The sequence below is a fragment of the Paraburkholderia edwinii genome (assembly GCF_019428685.1).
Classification (GTDB): domain Bacteria; phylum Pseudomonadota; class Gammaproteobacteria; order Burkholderiales; family Burkholderiaceae; genus Paraburkholderia; species Paraburkholderia edwinii.
In genome coordinates, this window is the sequence record NZ_CP080095.1 from 2,666,001 (window position 1) to 2,684,864 (window position 18,864).

Consider the following 18,864-nt stretch of genomic DNA (forward strand, 5'->3'; position numbering starts at 1 on the left):
ATACCATTTACAGTTCACAATTGTTGTCAAAAGGATTGTCAGCTCGTCCCTATACTGTGTTGTCAGACTTGAGGCATAGCACCATAAGCTGCAACTTCAATCGCGCTTCCTAAGGCGCACTTCAAAGCGCTTCGTGCTAATTGGCTCAGCGGGTCAAAACTACAATAGCTTTTTCCCCAACACCTTCACCACGACAAACTTAAAGGATTGCAGAGAGGCCGTGGGCATGAGATACCTATAGGCCAGCTTTTCCTTAATGTCGGCATTGCACCTCGCCTTAATGGCATAACGGACTTTCTCCCGGTAATTTTTCGCTTTCCTGCTCTCATGTCCGCCTATATCGGTAGTTGGTGATATGTGGAAAACGAGTATCTGAATTTTTGTGAACTCTGCACTACTACCTGAATACCGGTTCTAGAATTGGCTCCGTGGACGATTTGATCGTTTGCATAACGGATATCCTGCATCACCATGCGGGTTTGATTTCTATTAAAAGTTATCGTTTTGTTGTTAAGCATTGCGATATACATATAGTGAAGGTTTTATACATATCCCATTGAAATTCCGTGGTGGGTGGATAAATTCGTCCGTAATTCATGCGATTACTTCGTCGTCGTTGAATTGAAAATCCATCTAACAAGTCGCGGATAAAAAGATAGGCATGAAGAATATTACTTTATAGGGATTTTGAAATGAACAAAGTCTACAAGGTAGTATGGCCGGGACACCGGGAGCGCCAGGCGCAACGCAGCAAAATGAGCGCTGCCGCGATCATGTCGATATGTCTAGGGGCAATGGCAGTTCCCCAGCAGGCGTCGGCTCAGTATGTTGCGGGACCAGGCGCAACGGCTACCGGTACTGATGCGACAGCGGTTGGCCCCGTTGCAACGGCTGCGGGCACCGACGCGACCGCCGTTGGGCCCGGCGCCACGGCGACCGGAGCGAACGCGACTTCATATGGGCACGCCGCATCGGCATCGACCGATAGCGCCACGGCCATCGGAGGGAATTCCCAGGCAAGTCAAAATGGTTCGACGGCGATCGGGATCAACTCGCAGGCAACCGGCGTCAACGCAACCGCGCTCGGAGACACAGCGACAGCGTCCGCAGAGAACGCGAACGCAATCGGGGATTTTTCAACGGCGTCCGGAATTGGTAGCACAGCGCTCGGTGCCGGCGCCAATGCAGTCGCCGATCATTCTGTTGCCGGCGGATTCGATGCGAGGGCCTCAGGTCTGTCATCGATTGCGATCGGCGACACGTCCGTCGCCGCAAGCAACCAGTCAACGGCGTTAGGGTCGAGTGCATCGGCGGCGGCAGTAGCTGGAACCGCTTTGGGGAATCAGTCGGTCGTCGCTGCAGGCGCAGATAGCGGCGTAGCGGTCGGAAGCGGCGCAGTGTCGAGTGGTATCGCGGCCGTCGCGCTCGGTACGAACGCAGGCTCGGCGGGCACAAGTTCGATCGCCATCGGCGCGGGTGGCGGCACGGGGGCCGGACTGGGCACCCAGGCAACCGGCAATCAGTCGATAGCCATTGGCTTTGGCAGTACGGCAACCGCTCAATCGGCGGTGGTTTTTGGGCCGAACTCCATCGCATCAGCAGCCAGTTCAGTCGCGATCGGCGACACGGCGACCGCAAACGCGGCCGGCGCGATCGCGATAGGGCAGACCGCCACTGCAACCGGCGGCAAGGCGGTATCGATCGGCGTCGGTAACACCGCGTCAGGTGACGGTGCGGTCGCGATCGGCGATCCGAATACCGCGACGGGTACCGGCGCTGTGGCGATGGGCGCAAACAACACGGCAAACGGGCAGGGTGCCGTGGCGCTAGGAAACACGTCTGTGGCGACGGGCCAAGGCGCCGTCGCACTTGGCAATGCATCGCAGGCCAACACCGCGGGATCGGTCGCGCTGGGCGACACTGCGGCGGTGCAGGCCGCTGGCACGAACGGTGTGGCGCTGGGTTCCGGCGCGACGGTTAGCGTTGCCAACAGCGTAGCGCTCGGCGCGGGCTCGACGACGGCTGCGGCGGTTCCGGTTGCGGGCGCAACGATCGGCGGAAACAACTACACGTTTGCCGGCGCGGCGCCTGCCGGCGTGGTGAGCGTCGGCGCCGCTGGCGCGGAACGGCAAATCCAGAACGTCGCTGCGGGCCAGCTGAGTCAGACCAGCACCGACGCCGTGAATGGTTCACAGCTCTTCGCGACCAACCAGCAGGTCGATGCGAATACGACCGCCATCTCGAACATCAGCAATGGCGGAGGCATCAAGTATTTCCATGCGAACTCCACGGCGGCGGATAGTCAGGCCACCGGCACGGACAGCGTGGCCATCGGTCCGCTTTCCGTTGCGGGCGGAGCGAGCAGCCTCGCTGCCGGCAACGGCGCGCAGGCAACCGTCGACAACAGTCTCGCGCTCGGCTCGCAATCGAATGTCTCCGTCACGGGGGGCGTGGCGATCGGCTCCGGCTCGGTGTCCGATCGTGCTATCGCGCCAGGCGTCGGTTCCATTCCAGCGGGAAGTCAGTCGGTGCCGTTCAACACTGCCGATGCCACGTTGCTCGGTGCCGTATCCTTCGGAAGTGCGACCGGCAACACCTTCCGTCAACTGACCAACGTCGCGGACGGTACCCAGCCGCATGATGCGGCCACGATCCGGCAGCTGACCGGCGCGCTTCAATCCTTTGCGGTGACGCCGACGCTCTACTTCCACGCGAACTCGGCGGCGGCAGATTCGTTGGCGGTAGGCGCCGAGTCGATCGCGGTGGGCCCGACCACGGTGGTTAATGGCGACAACGGCGTCGGTATCGGTCACGGTGCAATCGTTCAGCAGACTGCACCGGGTGGCGTCGCAATCGGCGAAGCTGCAAATTCCGGTGATGCCGACGCCATTGCGCTTGGCAGCGGTGCCACCGCGAACGGCGCTCAATCGATCGCGCAGGGTGCGAATGCGAGCGTGACGGGAGCGGGTGGTGTGGCACTCGGCTCGGGCGCGCAAAGCACTGCGACCGATGCAGTCGCATTGGGCTCCGGTTCAAGTGCCACGTTTGCCAATAGTGTCGCCATTGGTGCGGGATCTCAGACCACCGTCGGCGCATTGACCAACTATATCGCTTACGGATTGAGCAGCCCTCAGTCGTCGGCGGGCGAGGTCAATGTCGGCAACCGGCAGATCACCGGCGTTGCCGCGGGCAGTCAGGGTACGGATGCCGTCAACGTGTCTCAACTGCAGTCGGTGCAAAACCAGCTGACCACGTTGATCCAGAATTCCAATGGTGGCGGCGGTGGCACATTTAACTCTAACCCGGGCTCGACCTCGCAGCCCGCGTCGTCAGGGGCCAACTCATCGGCGGGTGGGCTCGGCGCCGTGGCTTCCGGAACCAACAGTTCCGCCGTCGGCAACGGTTCGCAGGCGAGCGGCAATAACTCCACTGCGGTTGGCGCGGGCGCGTCCTCAAGCGGCAATAACTCGGCCGCAGTGGGCGCGGGCAGTAACGACGACGGCCGCTCGAACGTCGTGTCCGTCGGCACCACCGTGAATCAGCGCCAGGTGACGAATGTCGCCGCGGGTACGCAAGGCACCGACGCGGTGAACCTCGATCAGCTGAACGCGGGCATTGCGCAGGCAAACAACTACACCGACTCCCGAATCGATGCGTTGCAGGGAAACATCAATTCGGTTGCACGCAACGCGTACTCGGGTATTGCGGCAGCCGCCGCTCTGACCATGATTCCGGAAGTGGACAAGGACAAGACGCTCGCGGTCGGCATCGGTACCGCCGGTTATCGCGGCTATCAGGCTGTTGCGATCGGTGCGTCTGCCCGCATTACGGAAAACATCAAGATGAAGGCCGGTGTCGGCATGAGCCCTGGCGGCGACACAGTTGGCGTGGGCGCCTCGATGCAATGGTGAGCGTAGCCGGCGAGTGCGTAGCGACAGGTGCCTTCAAACAAACTATATGGAGTACGTGATGACCTCACGAATTTTGCAAATGCTGTTCATGTCGATGTCCATGGCGATTTTGCTCGCTGCTTGCACGAGCGCGTCCGGACCGACTTACAACCTGTACACAGAGAAGTCGAGCGACGGCGCGAAGGTGTATCGGGTGGAATGCGGTGGGTTGCTGGAATCGTCCGCGACCTGCAGATCGATCGCCGAGCGGACCTGCGGCAATCAGCCCGTATCGGTCGTTCAGGAGCGTGATCGCATACGCCCCGACGCGGAGAAAGCCAATCCGCGGATGCTGGTTTTCAGATGCGGCGCCGCGCCGACGGTAGCTGCGGCGGCGAGCGAGCCACCTGCGGCCAAAGAGCTTGAAAATTTCACGCTTAACGCTGACGCGCTTTTTGCCTTCGGGAAGTCCGACCTTGATTCAATGCTGCCGGCTGGAAAGGCACAACTCACGGATGTCATTGAGAAAATCAGGACGCACAAAGACGCCACCCGCATTCTCGTGGTCGGGCACACGGATCGCATCGGTTCCGATGCCGTGAATAAGCCGCTATCGATCGCGCGCGCAAATACCGTTCGCGATTTCATGATCTCGCGCGGGCTGGACGGGAGCATGATCCAGGCGCAAGGCGTGGGGTCGACCCAGCCGGTATCGCACTGCCCGGAGGGACGCAGCCGAGCAGTTATCGCATGCCTCCAACCCGATCGACGGGTGCAAATAACGGTGAACGGTCAACGGTGATGAAGCGCGACTGGGGTCGTCACTTCGCGTCCTTTAACCGGGCCGGCTCGCTTCTGCGCTGAGCGTCGGCGACGAGATACATCAAACAAGCTAACGCGGGCGCAAACCTGTTCGTCCAGACTGATGAAGACATAGCATTCATCGGCGCGATCGAAGCCGATTGCCGTTTGTGACCCGCGAAAATTTGGATGGCGATGATGAGACGGGTAGGGGTTTATGTAGATGGAAACAGCATCGACATGAACGGCGGTCACGGAATGAGGTACGAGGTGTTGCGTGAGCTCGCCGGACGCGCCGGTGCGATGATCCAGCGCTTGCACGCATATCTGACGTTCGACGAACGTCGCGCAAGCCGCTTTAGCAACTATGAAACGCGTGTAAAGAGCTATCAGGCCGCGCTGCGGGAAAAAGGATTTCGCGTCACAGTCAAACCGCTCAGACACTACGAAGACGAGGACGGGACGGAAACGGTGAAATCCAATTCCGATCTCGGGATGGCGGTCGACGCACTGTCGGCGTCGGATCGACTGGATACGGTACTACTCGTAACCGGGGACGGTGACTTTGTCGAGGTTGTGCGAGCACTCCAGAACAAAGGATGCCGGGTGGAAGTGCTGGGATTCGATAACGTTTCCCCTGAGCTCCGGGAAGCGGCCGATCAATTCATCAATGGGTACCTGATTCCCAATCTATTGCCGGTTCGCAATGATGTAGCGGGCTTGCCGGCATGGGGGCAAATCGGTTCGCGCGTGCGCGGCGTGTGCAATCGATTCGAACACGAGGACGGTTACGGGTTCATCGCGTTCTGGTCAGCGTTGCCCGATACACCCTTGCTCACTGCAACCGATACCAGCCCCGCTTACTTCAGGAGCAGCAGTTTTCAGGAGCCGTCGTCGCTGGCTCGACTGCCGTCCAGAAATACCGTTCTCGAGTTCGAACTCGCATCGCCGGCGAAGCAGAACGGTGCGCCAGAAGCGCGTCGGATTCAGGTGATCTCGAGCATGTAGGCGTGGCTGTTTCGACCTGGCTGGGTCTTGTGTCAGTTATTACGAAGGGGCCTTGTTGACGTAGTTTGACTACACGAGACTTTGACTGTGCGCTGAAATTCTTTCGTTTATCAAACGGAATATTTCTAAAGCCTGTCGATTATGCCCCGCTGAGGCTTCGACATGGGCGCTACAAGGGAAAGCACTGACGAGGAAACACGTACGAATCGTCAGAAGATTTTGTAAGATGGTTTGGAGTTTTGCTACATCGCCACGCTTGGCGACATCCGTGACGCGATGTTCAGAGTCGCGACACGATCGTCTGTCAGCCACTCGGGAGCGCGTTGCTCCTTACCTGTGTCTCGCGCCAGAACACCGCTTGCCAAGTCGGTGATGACTGCGCTCGTCTATTCAGTAATCCGTATATTTAACCATCGATGGAGGGAAATATGAGGATCGCTCGCTGGCCAGCCGCCGCGCTGATGGTGGCGCTGGTCGCATCTGCGCATGCAACCGTCGGCGGCAAGGATTCGCCGTATCCCTTGCCGCCTCCGTTGGCGGCCGCCGCTGAAGACTTTGGGGCACACGCGCGCGCCGACATGCTCGTGAAAAAAATGTCGCTCGATGAAAAGCTCCAGCTCATCCATTCCGAGTATCAGATGTCCGATGTGCCCGGCGGCGGCGCGGGTTACATCCAGGGGGTACCGCGTCTGGGCATTCCCGATCTGAACATGATCGACTCATCGACTGGTTCGGGAAGCACGACCCAGCCTAGCACGACGTTTCCCGCCACGATCGGCCTCGCCGCGAGCTGGGATCCATATCTTTCGCGTGACTTCGGCGCGGTGATTGCCGATCAGTTGCGCGAGCAGGGTTTCGGCATGGGCCTGGGCGGCGGCACCGATCTCGCGCGTGACCCGCGCGGCGGCCGCGCGTTCGAATACCTTGGCGAAGACCCGGTGCTTGCCGGTGTGATGCTCGCCGCGCGCACGGTCGGCACGCAGGATCGCCGGGTCATCGCGACGATCAAGCACTATGTGCTCAACGATCAGGAAACGGGCCGCAACGGCGGCAACAGCCAGGTTGACGAGCGAACCATGCGTGAGCTGTATCTGCTGCCGTTCGAGATCGCCGCGAAGGAAGGGCGTCCGGGCAGCGTGATGTGCAGCTACAACCGCGTGAACGGCATCTACGCATGCGAGAACCCGCATATCCTGAACGATGTGCTGAAGAACGACTGGGGCTTCGAAGGGCAGGTCCAGTCGGACTGGGGTGCGCCGCAAAGCACGGCGCCGTCGATTAACGCGGGCCTCGACGAGGAAGAGGATGTCGGTCCGACCGTCTATCTGACGCCCGCTCTCGTCAAGCAGGCGCTCGCGACGCATCAGATCACACAACAGCGGCTCGACGATATGGTCCGCCGCAAGCTGTACGTGATGATTCGCGTCGGCGTGCTCGACCATCCGGCCAAGGGTGGCGCGACGATCGATTTCGCGAAGTATCGTTCGTTTGCGCAGTCTGCCGAAGAGCAATCGATCGTATTACTGAAGAACGACAGCAACCAGCTGCCGCTCGCGGCGCCTGCGCTGAACAGGATCGCGGTCATTGGCGGTCACGCCGATACGGCCGTGCTGACTGGCGGCGGGTCCGGCAATACGCGCGATCCGGTTACCGGTCACTTCTCGGGGTGCGGCGGTCTCGTGTTCCCGCGTCAGACCGGCTGCGGCTGGTGGCCCAATCCGTGGCTGACGGTTCCCGTGCCGATCGTCCAGGCAATCCGGCAGCTCGCGCCTTCGGCGAAAGTGAGCTTTGCGGGCAACACCGATCAGACGCAGCCATATCGCAACTACACGCAACAGGAGATCGATCAGGCCGTTGCACTGGCTCGCCAGTCTGATGTTGCGCTCGTGGTCGTCACGCAGGAGGGCGGCGAAGATTTCGGCGAACTGGAAAGCCTGAGCCTCGCGAATCCGGGCAATCAGGACCAGCTGGTCGAGGCCGTCGCGCAGGCGAATCCGCATACGGTGGTCATCATCGAAAGCGGCAATCCGGTGCTGATGCCGTGGAAGGATAACGTGGCGGCGATTGTCGAGGCCTGGTATCCGGGCGAGGGAGGCGGACAGGCGATCGCGAACGTGCTGTTCGGCAAGGTCAATCCGTCGGGCAAGTTGCCTGTTACGTTTCCGGTTCGCGACCAGGACACGCCGACGTGGGGCGCGAACGGTACGATTCCGGCCGATCCGGTGTACTCCGAAGCACTCGACATGGGCTATCGCTGGTACGACTCGAAGAACATCCAGCCGATGTTCGAGTTCGGTTACGGCCTCTCGTATACGCACTTCAGCTATTCGGACCTGTCGGTCAAGCGCGGTCCGGATCACACGCTGACGGCGTCTTTCAAGGTACGCAACGACGGTCGTGTCGCGGGAGCGGAAACGGCGCAGGTCTATCTCGGCGTCAATTACAACGGCGAGCCGCCGCGACGTCTCGTGGGCTGGGAGAAGACCTATCTGAAGCCTGGCGAAGCGAAGCAGATGCACGTGACGGTCACGGAGCGGGGGCAGAGCGTCTGGGATACAGCGCATAACGGCTGGAAGTACGTGCCGGGCAGTGCGGTGTATATCGGCGCGTCGTCGCGCGATATCAGGCTGCAAAGCCGCTAGTCTGCGAGGACCCCCGGAGTGCCGGCATGGGCGGAACTCCGGGGTTGTAGAAGAACGATCCGCTTGACTCGATGATGCCTCGCGTGGGAGCTATTTACGATAACCGTCACGCACGGTCATCGCGCCGATGTGGGTGAATGTCCAGGGCTTTAGCCTTACGTACAAGGTCCGGTATCGATCGCGAGTTCATCTTTTTCATCACCTTGCTGCGATGCAGCTTCACTGAGTCCTCGCTGATCTTCATGACGCATGCGATCTGCTTGTTCATGAGGCCCGTGATCACGAGATGCATGACCTCTCTTTCCCGAGGCGAAAGTTTCGCATAGCAGATTCTCAAGGGCATCAGCCTGTGCTCTTCGTCGCGTCGCCAGCTATCGCGTTCGAGCGCATGGTGTACCGCATCGAGCAAGACCTGATCTCGAACGGGTTTAAGCAGAAAATCCACGGCGCCGGCTTTCATCGCTTGAACGGACATCGCCACATCGCAGTGCCTCGTCAAACAAACGATCGGCAGATGCAGGTCGAGACGACGGCAATCACGCTGGAAAAGAAGGCTACTTTCGCCCCGGGACCCGATATCGAGCACGATGCAACTTATGGCATCCGGTCGCTCGAATGACAGAAAGGCCATAGAAGACTCGAACGCTTCTACCCGATAGCCGATGGAACACAGAAGCGCGTCCAGCGCTGCACGCATCGATGGGTCACTGTCGATGACATAGACAACAGGCTGCACGCCGTTCAAACTCCATTCCGGCAAAGCCTCGCACGACGCCGTGCGAAGCCGACGCTCCGTCGCATTCCGTCTCGCGTCATTGCGTAGGAACGGGCACGATCGCTGAAATCTTCCATCCTGCGGGCGTACGCACGGCGAACTCATTGACGAGGAAGCGGAGCGTGTTCTCTGCGCCACCTTGCGTGCCGATCGTGATCGACGTTGGAGCATAAATGTGCGCGACGTCTTCACCGATCGCGATAATCCTGATCTGATCCACCTCCGGTTCGAACCGCCAGGTTCCGGTAAAAACGGTACGGAAATGGTCGAGCACGGCATCGCGTCCCCAGAAACAGTACGCCCGTCCGACGAAGTTGACTGGATCGTCTTGCCCCGGAGCAGTACGCGCGAGCACTTCGTCCATCGCGTCAATGTCGTGTGCCGTTTCCGCGGCGGCCTGCCGAAGGAACAACGCGTGAATATCAGCGACATCGGTGTCGGTCAGTGTGTGCGTTTTCATTGACGTCCTTTGCGGTTATTTGCGGGTTGTTTCGCGCTTGTTTCCCGCTTATTTCCCATTAAACCGGATGGCCGGCCGCGGCTCCCCGGCGCGTAACGCGTCGACGGCCGACCGGAGTCCTGTTTGAACATCGTTCGTCTCGAACAATGGCATGGCGATGTCGAACATCGCTTCGTCCGCGGCACTCACGCCCGCTACCGCCCAGATCCGCAGAAGCGCCTTATGCGCGGCGTACGCGCGGGTCGGACCTTGAGCCAGTTTCTGCACGAACGACATCGCTACCGCGTCGAGGTCCTCGTCGGCGACGACGCGGTTCACCACGCCATATCGCTCCATCTCGTCCGCCGATACCGGCTGGGAGGTCATAGCCCATTCAGATGCGCGCGCCCGGCCAACGCGCTCCGCTACCCGATAGACTCCGCCCAGCAGTGTCACGATGCCGAGCGTTTGCTCAGGATGTCCAAACTTTGCACTCGCCGCCGCAAAGATCATGTCTGCACGCAGAACAAGTTCAAAGCCTCCGCCGAAACAGAGCCCCCTGACTGTAGAAATAACCGGAACCGGAAGACGCTCGAACCGGTTGAACGCGTTCATGTATCGCTCGAAAAGCGATCGAAGTGCCGCGTTAGATAGCCCATCCCACGGGAGGATGTCGCCGCCAAAACTGAAATCAGGCCCTTCGGCGCGCAGCAGGACGGCCCGTACGTCGCTTTGGCTCACGATGGTCAAGGAGTCTTCCAGTTCGTCGATCATCTGCTCGGCAAGACGATTCTGCGGTGGATTATTGAGGCTGATCGTCGCGATCTGGTTCGAGACATCGAGAAGCAGATGAGGCATGTTGAACTCCTCGGGTTAGGAAAGATGCTCACGAAACCAGTCGACCGCAGCGCTGCTGGACTCGCGGAAATACTTCACGTATCCATCGAAGTGCCCGCCCGGAAACATCACAAGTCGCTTGGGCTGCAACGCCTTTTCATATGCTGCGAGCGCCAGATCGGTGGCGGTGATGGTGTCGTATGACGCCACGACCATCAGCAGCGGCGTCGGCGAGATCCGCGATATCCACGTGCCCGGCTCGTACATTCGTGCCGCTCGCGTCGAACGCAGTGTGACCGTGTTCTCCCAAATGCCTTGAGAAATCGGCTGGAGGTAGAAGTCCATCGCGTCCTTCGTGCGATACGATGCCGGCACATCCGGATCGACACTGACGATCGCTTGTCGCAAGGGCGGCTCTCCTCGAGCCTGACCACGCTCGTCATTTGTGAATGCTTCCTCTATCGACCGGGTCGATTCGGGCGGAATCCGCCGCAACCCCTGTTCGTAGCCACTGATCGTCGGGACTTGCGCCACGACGCAGCGAAGCCGGCGATCCGTCGCGCCCAGTACGATGGCGTGGCCGCCGGCGTAGCTCGTACCCCACAGGCCGATCCGCGTCGGATCAACCCCTTCGTACGACTCGAGAAAGGAGAGCGCGCGGCGCCAGTCGGCGATTTGTCGCCATGGGTCAATGTCATGCCTTGGCTCGCCTTCGCTGACACCGAACCCTCGATGATCATGCAGCAGCACGATGAAACCTGCTTCGGCAAACGCGTGGGCGAAACGCGCTATGCCGTGCTCTCTAGTGCCCGCATAGCCATGCGCCATGGAGATCGCGGGTAGGAGGCCGCCATGGCGCTCCGGCATAAACAGCCAGGCGCGCAATCTGATGCCTCCCTCTGCCTCGAATTCGACGTTCAGTCGCTGGACCATGGACATCTCCTTGTTCGGTGAACTCTGCTGGCGTAGGCGCGGTAAGGAGCCGGGCACTTTTGTCTCGACCGTACAGCCAGTTAACCCCGTGCCGCGGGAGACGGCGCTGGCGCCGGCGGCACAGGCAGAATGATTTCCGACGCCACCTTCCAGTCCTTGCCGACTTTTATCCAGTTGATCAGCAATAGAAACGGCCTGGGCTTCCCATCCTGACCTGCATAGGAGACCGTGATATCCACAGGCGCATAGGATTGCGCGACGTCCTTCGTCAAGCCGACAGCCTTGAATTTCGAATAGTCCGGCTGGAGGACGACGGGGCCGGACGTACCGATATCGTGCAGTTTCTGATCGATCGCCTCGTTGCCCCAGAAGCCCGCCCAGTTCCCTTCGGAAGGGATCGCGCTTTTCGCAACGAGAAGGGCCGAAGGGGATTGCCAGAACATCTCGTGCAATCCTTTGAAGTCGTGGCGATTAGCCAATTGCATGAGATGGCTGAAATTCGACCGGATTGTGTCCAGTGTCTTCGCGTCCAGAGGATCCTGGTTGACGGCAGGGGTAGCCGCAAGCGATTGAGCAGAGACAAGCAGTGTGGCGACAACGGTCAATACCATCTTATGCATGTTCGAATCCCATCGGAAAGAGAAGGCCGCACCGGGCAGTGAACACGGATTGATCACTCGCGAGCGCAGCACCGCGGTATTCACCGAAGCTGCGCAAGGTGCGTCCGATATGCGGTTGGCCGGTGAGTATCGTAGCGGTTGTGGGGCGGGAAAATGGATGGGTTTTCGTCGCCGCTGGTACAGGAATGCTGCTTTTTTGGAGTTGCCAGGAGAGTGAACCGGCGCGTCAAGGCTCGGCCGCTCCTGGCGCGAGACTGGCACTGGCATCGGCACGCATGCGCCGCCATGCCTTTGGGCTAGTCCCGGTTAGCCGCTTGAACCATCGTCCCAGATGGGATTGATCCACGAAGCCGCAAGCGAACGCAATGGCCGGCAACGTAAGGCTGGTATGCAGCAACATCTGCTGGGCCTGCAGGATCTTGTTTTTGAGCGCCCATCGGTGCGGCGGTAAGCCCGTGGATTGCTTGAATTCTCTTGCAAAATGACTCGGCGACAGTCCGCACGCCTTGCCCAGTGCGGTGAGCGTGACCTTGTCATGATCGCGAATCGACAACATGGCCTTGGCAAGTTGCAGATGAGTGGGGGAGAGGCCGCCGCGGACCCAGCGCAGTGTGCCCGTGGCATGAGTGTGGCTAAGGCCGTCGAGCACGTATGAATGAATGGTGCGCGTCGCGATCTCAAAGAACGGCGCGGACGAAGCACCCGGGTGTTTCCTGCCCAAAGAGAAGCCTTTGACCGCATGCACCTGAACGGTGACGAACGAAGGCTCGGGGACGACGGCGTCGGATCGCTCGATCACGGCCGGGTTCGCCGCGTCGACCGTGTTTGAACATCGGCTGCGGGCGCATCCGCTAGCAGCCGGTCCAGCGCGGCTGTCATGTGCTCCAGGGGCGCGACGCCGCGCACCACCACTGGCGTTCCGGTTCGCGTTCCTTCGCTGGTGCGCGACAACATGACGAAGGGAAGCCCCGTTACGCCAAGCCGGCCGGCCATGGCTTCGTCATTCTCAATGGCAGTCTTGCATTGCTGCTGGGCGAGGGATGAAGCCAGCTTCGTGCGATCGACCCCGCATTCGCGTGCTATTTCGAGCAGTACGTCGACGCTGCCGATGTCTCGTCCGTCCTCGAAAAAGGCCTTGAATAAAGCACGATGCACGATGTCAAAGCGACCGGCAGTACGACTGAAAAAAGCCATCTCAAATGCGAGGCGGCTGCGTGGCGCAACAGGAGGCATCTTCATCTTTACATTGCGTTCCGCGGCAAGCGGGTAGACGGCGTTGAGCCAGATGCCCGTGATGTATTCGCCATCGGGTTCAATCAGCGGGATCGGATCGGGGCGCAACTCGAAGGCATGCCACTCGCGCTCGATCGGCACCCGGGATTCCTCGATGAACCGGTCGAGGATATCCATCTGCAGATAACAGAAAGGGCAAACATAGTCTGTCCAGCAATCCATGCGAACGGTCGGCATCGGAATCATGCGAGAGCACCTCAATGTTCCCGCAAGAGCGGTGTGCACTTTGGCTGTGGGGGTTGCGGGGGAACAATCTTACATGCCGGTCGACTCGTTCCTGGTCCACGTTTCATCCATTTTGGTACAAAAATGCTATTCATTCAGCATGTCTTTCGAGTGGCTTGCATGCTGCCATGGCTCAGCCCGCGTCTCCCGAGCTGATGACCGACTGAACGCTGCGCAGCCGGTCTGCCAGATACCGCAGCAGCCCGACTGTATCGCCAGGCTCCATGAAGCCGGGCCGCGTTCCGTCGCTGAACAGCAGCGTGCCATTGAGGCTCGCATCGATGACGAGGTCGCCGTACGCCGCATGCGGGCGGTATTCGTCTGTATTGAGCCGGAACGTATTGTCGTTGAGCGCCGCGTCGCGCAGACGCATCAAAAACTGCACCTCCGGCGCTCGTGAATCGGACATCTGATGAACCTCGAAGAAGTCGGCCACCGCCATGATCGCGTTCGTGCACGGAATGCGCATCGCAAAGGCGAGGCGCTGGGCAGCGTCGCTGAACGTCGGCCACTCAGGCATATCCGCCTGCGGCGTGTGTTTGGTCGGTGCGCCGTCTGCGCTGCGCGCATGGTCTTGACCGGCCGTACGCTTTACCGCGAACACCGGCTCGGCCGCACGCAGATCCGGTGTTTTTTCGCCTGTGTCGATCCAGTCGGCAAGCAGACCCGCATATGCGGAGAGGCTCAGCACTTGTGCATTGATAAAAGCGATGACTGGATTGCATGAGTTGCGCGAATGAGTTTGCGGCATGTCGACTTCTCCAGTTCGGTAAGCGTTGCGTGCGTCGTGCAACGCTCGTACCCGCTCGCGATTGTCGATGGTCAGATCAACGCGTCGCTTTCTGCGCGATGTCGCGGTCCGAACTATGGTGCGCCGTTTCAGCGTCAGCCGGGTGGCCAGTGCGTGTTGGGCGCGGCCCGACTGCGTTCGCGATTTGTCGGCCGCGTGACGACACTTCGGCCCCCATGTCATCCCGCCATATCGTTGAAACGCCCGCCTGATAAGGACTACGGCGTGATGGCATGAACCCTGCAATAAACCTGGTTCCAGCCGTAGCGCGCCCCTCTATTCATCGCCCGGATGCCTGCTGCGGATACCCGCCTCGACCCTTGTGCCTGGGGCAGTTCGGGGGCAATACGCCATTGACCGGAGGACGCCGTGCTCATCCTGCTTATCTATCTGTATCCACTGTTGCGAAAGGCGCTTGATCATGCCGAACACAATCGGCGCGACGCTTATCTCGCGTCCGCGGCCGACATGGGCGAGCTCGAACGCCGCATGAGCATGCTGGAGATCTGATGTGCGCGATATCGAGGCGCAGACTCGGATATACGAAGATCGGGAGTTCGGTCCAGTACCTCGGCATCGAGGCAGAGGATGCGCTCGAGATGAGCGGTCGGCGGTCGCTACCGTAGTTCCCCGAAGCGTTTGGCAATCTTGGGGTAGACCCCGATTTTTTTTATCTCGCGATTTTGTGTAACCGGCTTATGTACCCGATAGCCGTCGTTATGTCGCGTGAATGTCGTTATGTGTCGTTCACATTTGTTCACAATTCCGACAAGCCGCTCCGTATCACCCGCGCGATACCAAAAACGTTAGAAAAGCGTAAGAGATGCACACGATACGATGTGCATATAAATCATATCGCCATCCTTATTAAAAATCATAGCGGTTGAGCTAATCGACCTCACCATAAACAAATGAACAAAAAGCATTTCCGCCGTTCTCCCACGCGGCAGACGAGGCAAATGATCTCGATGCGATGACCAGCGCTTGCCGTTGCAAATGCTTTCGCAAAACCCGCTCTGTTCGAGGATTTCACTGACCGCGCGAGCACACCTCGCAGGCGCTGTTGACCCCGCCAATCTTGCGAATCGATTACAGATTGTGGCCGCGAAATGGCCTTCGCAAGTCAATCGCGCTACTTAAGAAAGTGCGAAATAAAACTTACTATTTTTTTGCGAATTAGCCGTCATTTAGTTGACATTGGCCGATGACTAAATGTCAGCACTGGCAGGAAAAAAACAGCGTACTCCCCACCCGGCCGATCACTCTGCCAGTAAATCTTGATCAATCAGGGACAAAAACCTGACAAAAAGATTAAGGCCGAAATTCATTTTGGCATTTCATCTTTCATATTCTGGAGGATCACAATGAACCGCAGCGTCGTCCAGGCTGGCCTTGCCGCCACCTTGATTACGAGTAGCCTGGGTCTGGTAACGGCCGCTCCGCAGGGCAACATGGAGCTTTTGCCGACTGGCCAATTCATTTCCCCGATGTCCATCCCCGGTGCTGTCGCGCAGTTGCTGAACCCGCAACTGTCGGCTAAACCGGCACAGGTAGTGAGCGGTGCTATCAAGTCGCAGTTGAGTCCGGACGGCAACACGCTGGCCGTGATCACCGCCGGCTACAACACGGTCTACACCGGGTCCAATAACGCGACGCTGGATACGGCCGATTCGACCCAGTACATCTTTATCTATGACGTGTCGGGTGCGAACAAGGTCTTCCCGAAGCTCGTGCAGGCCATCCACCAGAACAACGCGTTCGATGGCCTCGTCTGGAACGGTAACAGGACGCTGTACGGTACCGGTGGCGCTGATGACAAGGTCTATGTGTACAACCGCGCGTCGGCTGCACCGCAAGCGCAATGGGCACAGACTGCAGCGATCGCACTGAACCACAGCAAGGGTATCGGTTCGGGCGTGAAGCCGAACGCCGGTGGCCTCGCGCTCTCCGCTGACGGCCGGACGCTCGTCGTAGCCAACAACTACAACGATTCGATTTCGATCATCGATACGGGCTCGAACACGCTCATGTCGGAATATGATCTGCGTCCGTTTAACACGTCGGGTCAGCAAGGCGCGGCCGGCGGCGAATACCCGTGGGCCGTTTCGCTGAAGTCCGACGGCACCGCGTTCGTCTCGTCGGTACGTGACCGCGAAGTCGTGGCGTTGAACCTGTCGAATCCGGCTGCGCCGCAGTTCATTACGCGCATCCCGGTGCAGGGCAACGCGTACGGCATGTCCCTTTCGCCCGACGAGTCGAAGCTCTACGTCGCGGTCTCGAATGCCGATCAGATCGCTGTTGTCGATACGGTTCGCCACAAGGTCGAGAAGACGATCGACCTCGCGATCGATGCCCCCAATGGCAATGGCAATGGCAATGGCAATGGCAATGGCAATGGCAATGGCAACGGCAACGGCAACGGCAACGGCAACGGCAACGGTCACGGCTGGGGCGACGACCGCGGCAGGGGCGACGACCACGGCAAGGGCAACGACGGAAAGTACAGCGGCCGCGATACGGTCAATGTGACCGTCTCCCGCGACGGCAGGACGCTGTACGCCGTCAACAACGGCGACAACTCGATCGCCGTGATCTCGCACGACGGCAACAATGGCTACCACGTCGAAGGTTTCATGCCGACCGCCTATGCGCCGAAGGACATCACGATGAGCGCCGATGGTTCGCGCATGTACATCATCAACGGCAAGTCGGTCACGGGCCCGAACCCGCTATATACATCGGGCACGCAAGCCCAGTACCAGTTCGGTCTTGAACAGAGCACGCTCGTGAGCGCGCCGGTTCCGCGCGGGGGCGAGCTTGACCGGTTGACCAGCCAGGTCGACGAAAATAACCACTACTCGGCGAAGGAGTCGGAAAACGATCGCCAGACGATGCAGTTCATGCGTAATCACATCAGGCACGTGATCTACGTCGTGAAGGAGAACCGCACCTTCGACCAGATCCTCGGCGACCTTGGCAATGGCGCGAACGGCGATCCGACGTTGACGATGTACGGCAAGTCCACGACGCCGAACTTCCACAACATCTCCCAGAACTTCGTCACGATCGACAATTTCATGGACCCGGGCGACGGTTCGATGGACGGCTGGTCGTGGGTGCAGCACGGTCACGTCACGCCGACCGAGGAAGTTTCGCAGCAGGAAAACTATGCGGGTGTCAACCGCGGCATGTCGTACGAAACCGAAGGTGACAACCGCGGCCTGCCGGTTGGACTGGCTACGACCGCGATGCGCGACGCCGCGACGAACGGTTCCGTCACGAACGCCACGTCGTCACTGCCGGGCGGTACGGCCAATGCGTTGCCAGGCATCGCCGATATTTCGGTGCCCGATGCACCGTTTGGCTATCAGAAGGCCAATATCTATGACGCAGTGCTGGCCGCTGGCGGTACGGTTCGCAACTATGGCGGCATGGTCAACAACGTGGGCTCGATCGGCACGATCGCCAGCCCGCTGCTCGACCCGGCCGGCGCCAACATCGTTCAGGCTCACCCGGTCAAGCCGACGCTCGTCGGCCGGACGGACGAGTACTACCGCGGCTTCGATCAGGCGTACCCGGACACGTTCCGCGAACTCGAATGGAACCGCGAGTTCCAGCAGTACGTGAAAAACGGCGGGCTGCCGTCATTCGAGCTCGTCCGGATGGGCTCGGATCACACGGGCAGCTTCACGCAGAACGTCGGCCAGATGGGTTCCGCTGAGCAGGAAGAAGCGGATAACGACTTCGCGGTGGGCAAGTTGATCGAAACCGTGGCGAACAGCCCGTACGCGAAAGACACGGTGGTCGTGGTGGTCGAGGACGACTCGCAAGCCGGTTCCGACCACGTCGATTCGCATCGCTCGACCGCTTATGTCGTCGGCGCGTACGTGAAGAAGCACGCGGTGGTCAGCACCAACTACACGCAGGTCAACGCGATCCGGACCATGGAAGACCTGCTCGGTACGCAGCACATCGACCTGAACACCGCGTACGCCAAACCGATGGCTGACCTGTTCGACACGAGGGGGAACGGCTCGTGGACGTACACGGCGGTCGCGTCGACGATCCTGAAGGGCACGAACGTCGGCAACGTGGCTACGGGTTCGACGAAGAGCGGCAACGACGGCAATCAGTTTGCCCAAGGGCCGGACATTCATCCGCTGCATGACGCGACGTACTGGGCGAACGCGACGAAGGACTTCGACTTCTCGAAAGAAGATCGGATTCCGCCGGAGCTGTTCAACCACGTTCTGTGGAAGGGTGTGATGGGCAACCGGCCCTATCCGGAACCGCACTCGGTCTATACGAAGGTGGCGGCCGACGGATCGAAGGTGGTCGCGACGGCGGATGACGACGGCGACGACGATTAAGCCGGTAGTAGCGTTGAGTCGATCGCGCGCATCGGGTGAAGCTGCATTGCCCTGATACGCGCGACCGGAAGTAGCCGGTAGTGGCGGGTGGCTGCCCATGTGTGCAGTCACCCGTATCAATCCCCCGATCGATATGTAGGAAATCGACTCATTTTGCACTACATATAACAACCATTTCATGGTACAGCGTTAATGAGAGCCCCCCCGACGAGAAGCGCAATGGCGGTGTCTGCTGCTTTTA

General features: G+C 59.7%; 13 protein-coding genes and 1 pseudogene. 6 read left to right on the forward strand and 8 right to left on the reverse strand.

All coding sequences use genetic code 11. The annotated features are described in order from the left end of the window. Positions 1–776 precede the first annotated feature (776 nt). The 4 genes and pseudogenes from KZJ38_RS11810 to KZJ38_RS11825 form a co-directional block, all read left to right on the forward strand. Positions 777–3,911, forward strand: a pseudogene (locus KZJ38_RS11810) (YadA-like family protein); the annotation flags it as partial. A gap of 58 nt (positions 3,912–3,969) precedes the next feature. After that, complete coding sequence (locus KZJ38_RS11815; protein WP_246641444.1) at positions 3,970–4,692, forward strand: OmpA family protein; 723 nt, start codon at positions 3,970–3,972, stop codon at positions 4,690–4,692. Positions 4,693–4,880: 188 nt separating this feature from the next. After that, complete coding sequence (locus KZJ38_RS11820) at positions 4,881–5,699, forward strand: LabA-like NYN domain-containing protein (RefSeq protein ID WP_219796084.1); 819 nt, start codon at positions 4,881–4,883, stop codon at positions 5,697–5,699. A gap of 428 nt (positions 5,700–6,127) precedes the next feature. Continuing rightward, positions 6,128–8,341 (forward strand): glycoside hydrolase family 3 C-terminal domain-containing protein, encoded by a 2,214-nt coding sequence (locus KZJ38_RS11825; RefSeq protein ID WP_219796085.1) that lies wholly within the window; start codon positions 6,128–6,130, stop codon positions 8,339–8,341. A gap of 106 nt (positions 8,342–8,447) precedes the next feature. Here the strand turns inward: KZJ38_RS11825 and KZJ38_RS11830 are convergent, their stop codons facing one another. The 8 genes from KZJ38_RS11830 to KZJ38_RS11865 form a co-directional block, all read right to left on the reverse strand. Further along, positions 8,448–9,077 (reverse strand): response regulator transcription factor, encoded by a 630-nt coding sequence (locus KZJ38_RS11830; RefSeq protein WP_343223856.1) that lies wholly within the window; start codon positions 9,075–9,077, stop codon positions 8,448–8,450. Positions 9,078–9,153: 76 nt separating this feature from the next. After that, a complete protein-coding gene (locus KZJ38_RS11835; RefSeq protein ID WP_246641446.1) occupies positions 9,154–9,480 on the reverse strand; it encodes a nuclear transport factor 2 family protein in 327 nt (108 codons plus the stop codon). Positions 9,481–9,624: 144 nt separating this feature from the next. Further along, positions 9,625–10,413, reverse strand: coding sequence for an enoyl-CoA hydratase/isomerase family protein (locus KZJ38_RS11840; RefSeq protein WP_219796088.1), 789 nt, complete (start codon positions 10,411–10,413; stop codon positions 9,625–9,627). Positions 10,414–10,428: 15 nt separating this feature from the next. Beyond that, a complete protein-coding gene (locus KZJ38_RS11845; protein ID WP_219796089.1) occupies positions 10,429–11,325 on the reverse strand; it encodes an alpha/beta hydrolase in 897 nt (298 codons plus the stop codon). 80 nt (positions 11,326–11,405) lie between these two features. Beyond that, positions 11,406–11,945: a hypothetical protein gene (locus KZJ38_RS11850; protein ID WP_219796090.1), complete on the reverse strand. Its 540-nt coding sequence runs from the start codon at positions 11,943–11,945 to the stop codon at positions 11,406–11,408. Positions 11,946–12,171: 226 nt separating this feature from the next. Next, the gene (locus KZJ38_RS11855; RefSeq protein ID WP_219796091.1) at positions 12,172–12,744 is read right to left on the reverse strand and encodes a helix-turn-helix domain-containing protein; all 573 of its coding nucleotides are present in this window, start codon (positions 12,742–12,744) and stop codon (positions 12,172–12,174) included. Continuing rightward, the gene (locus KZJ38_RS11860) at positions 12,741–13,424 is read right to left on the reverse strand and encodes a DsbA family oxidoreductase (protein WP_219796092.1); all 684 of its coding nucleotides are present in this window, start codon (positions 13,422–13,424) and stop codon (positions 12,741–12,743) included. Before KZJ38_RS11860 ends, KZJ38_RS11855 begins: the two co-directional genes overlap by 4 nt. 172 nt (positions 13,425–13,596) lie before the next feature. Then, on the reverse strand, positions 13,597–14,214 hold the full coding sequence (locus KZJ38_RS11865) for a hypothetical protein (protein WP_219796093.1): 618 nt from the start codon (positions 14,212–14,214) through the stop codon (positions 13,597–13,599). A gap of 408 nt (positions 14,215–14,622) precedes the next feature. On the opposite strand from KZJ38_RS11865, the gene KZJ38_RS11870 reads away from it, so the two are divergent. Together KZJ38_RS11870 and KZJ38_RS36505 are read left to right on the forward strand one after the other, a co-directional pair. Continuing rightward, entirely contained in the window at positions 14,623–14,763 is a 141-nt protein-coding gene (locus KZJ38_RS11870; RefSeq protein ID WP_219796094.1) for a DUF3563 family protein, read from the forward strand. A gap of 854 nt (positions 14,764–15,617) precedes the next feature. Continuing rightward, positions 15,618–18,623 (forward strand): bifunctional YncE family protein/alkaline phosphatase family protein, encoded by a 3,006-nt coding sequence (locus KZJ38_RS36505; RefSeq protein ID WP_246641447.1) that lies wholly within the window; start codon positions 15,618–15,620, stop codon positions 18,621–18,623. The last annotated feature ends 241 nt before the right edge of the window (positions 18,624–18,864 follow it).

What these genes read in the sequence shown, in the direction of transcription:
- KZJ38_RS11815 (WP_246641444.1), top strand. Translation starts at nt 3,970, where the DNA reads ATGACCTCACGAATTTTGCAAATGCTGTTCATGTCGATGTCCATGGCG.
- KZJ38_RS11820 (WP_219796084.1), top strand. Translation starts at nt 4,881, where the DNA reads ATGGCGATGATGAGACGGGTAGGGGTTTATGTAGATGGAAACAGCATC.
- KZJ38_RS11825 (WP_219796085.1), top strand. Translation starts at nt 6,128, where the DNA reads ATGAGGATCGCTCGCTGGCCAGCCGCCGCGCTGATGGTGGCGCTGGTC.
- KZJ38_RS11835 (WP_246641446.1), bottom strand. Translation starts at nt 9,480, where the DNA reads ATGGACGAAGTGCTCGCGCGTACTGCTCCGGGGCAAGACGATCCAGTC.
- KZJ38_RS11840 (WP_219796088.1), bottom strand. Translation starts at nt 10,413, where the DNA reads ATGCCTCATCTGCTTCTCGATGTCTCGAACCAGATCGCGACGATCAGC.
- KZJ38_RS11845 (WP_219796089.1), bottom strand. Translation starts at nt 11,325, where the DNA reads ATGGTCCAGCGACTGAACGTCGAATTCGAGGCAGAGGGAGGCATCAGA.
- KZJ38_RS11850 (WP_219796090.1), bottom strand. Translation starts at nt 11,945, where the DNA reads ATGCATAAGATGGTATTGACCGTTGTCGCCACACTGCTTGTCTCTGCT.
- KZJ38_RS11860 (WP_219796092.1), bottom strand. Translation starts at nt 13,424, where the DNA reads ATGATTCCGATGCCGACCGTTCGCATGGATTGCTGGACAGACTATGTT.
- KZJ38_RS11865 (WP_219796093.1), bottom strand. Translation starts at nt 14,214, where the DNA reads ATGCCGCAAACTCATTCGCGCAACTCATGCAATCCAGTCATCGCTTTT.
- KZJ38_RS36505 (WP_246641447.1), top strand. Translation starts at nt 15,618, where the DNA reads ATGAACCGCAGCGTCGTCCAGGCTGGCCTTGCCGCCACCTTGATTACG.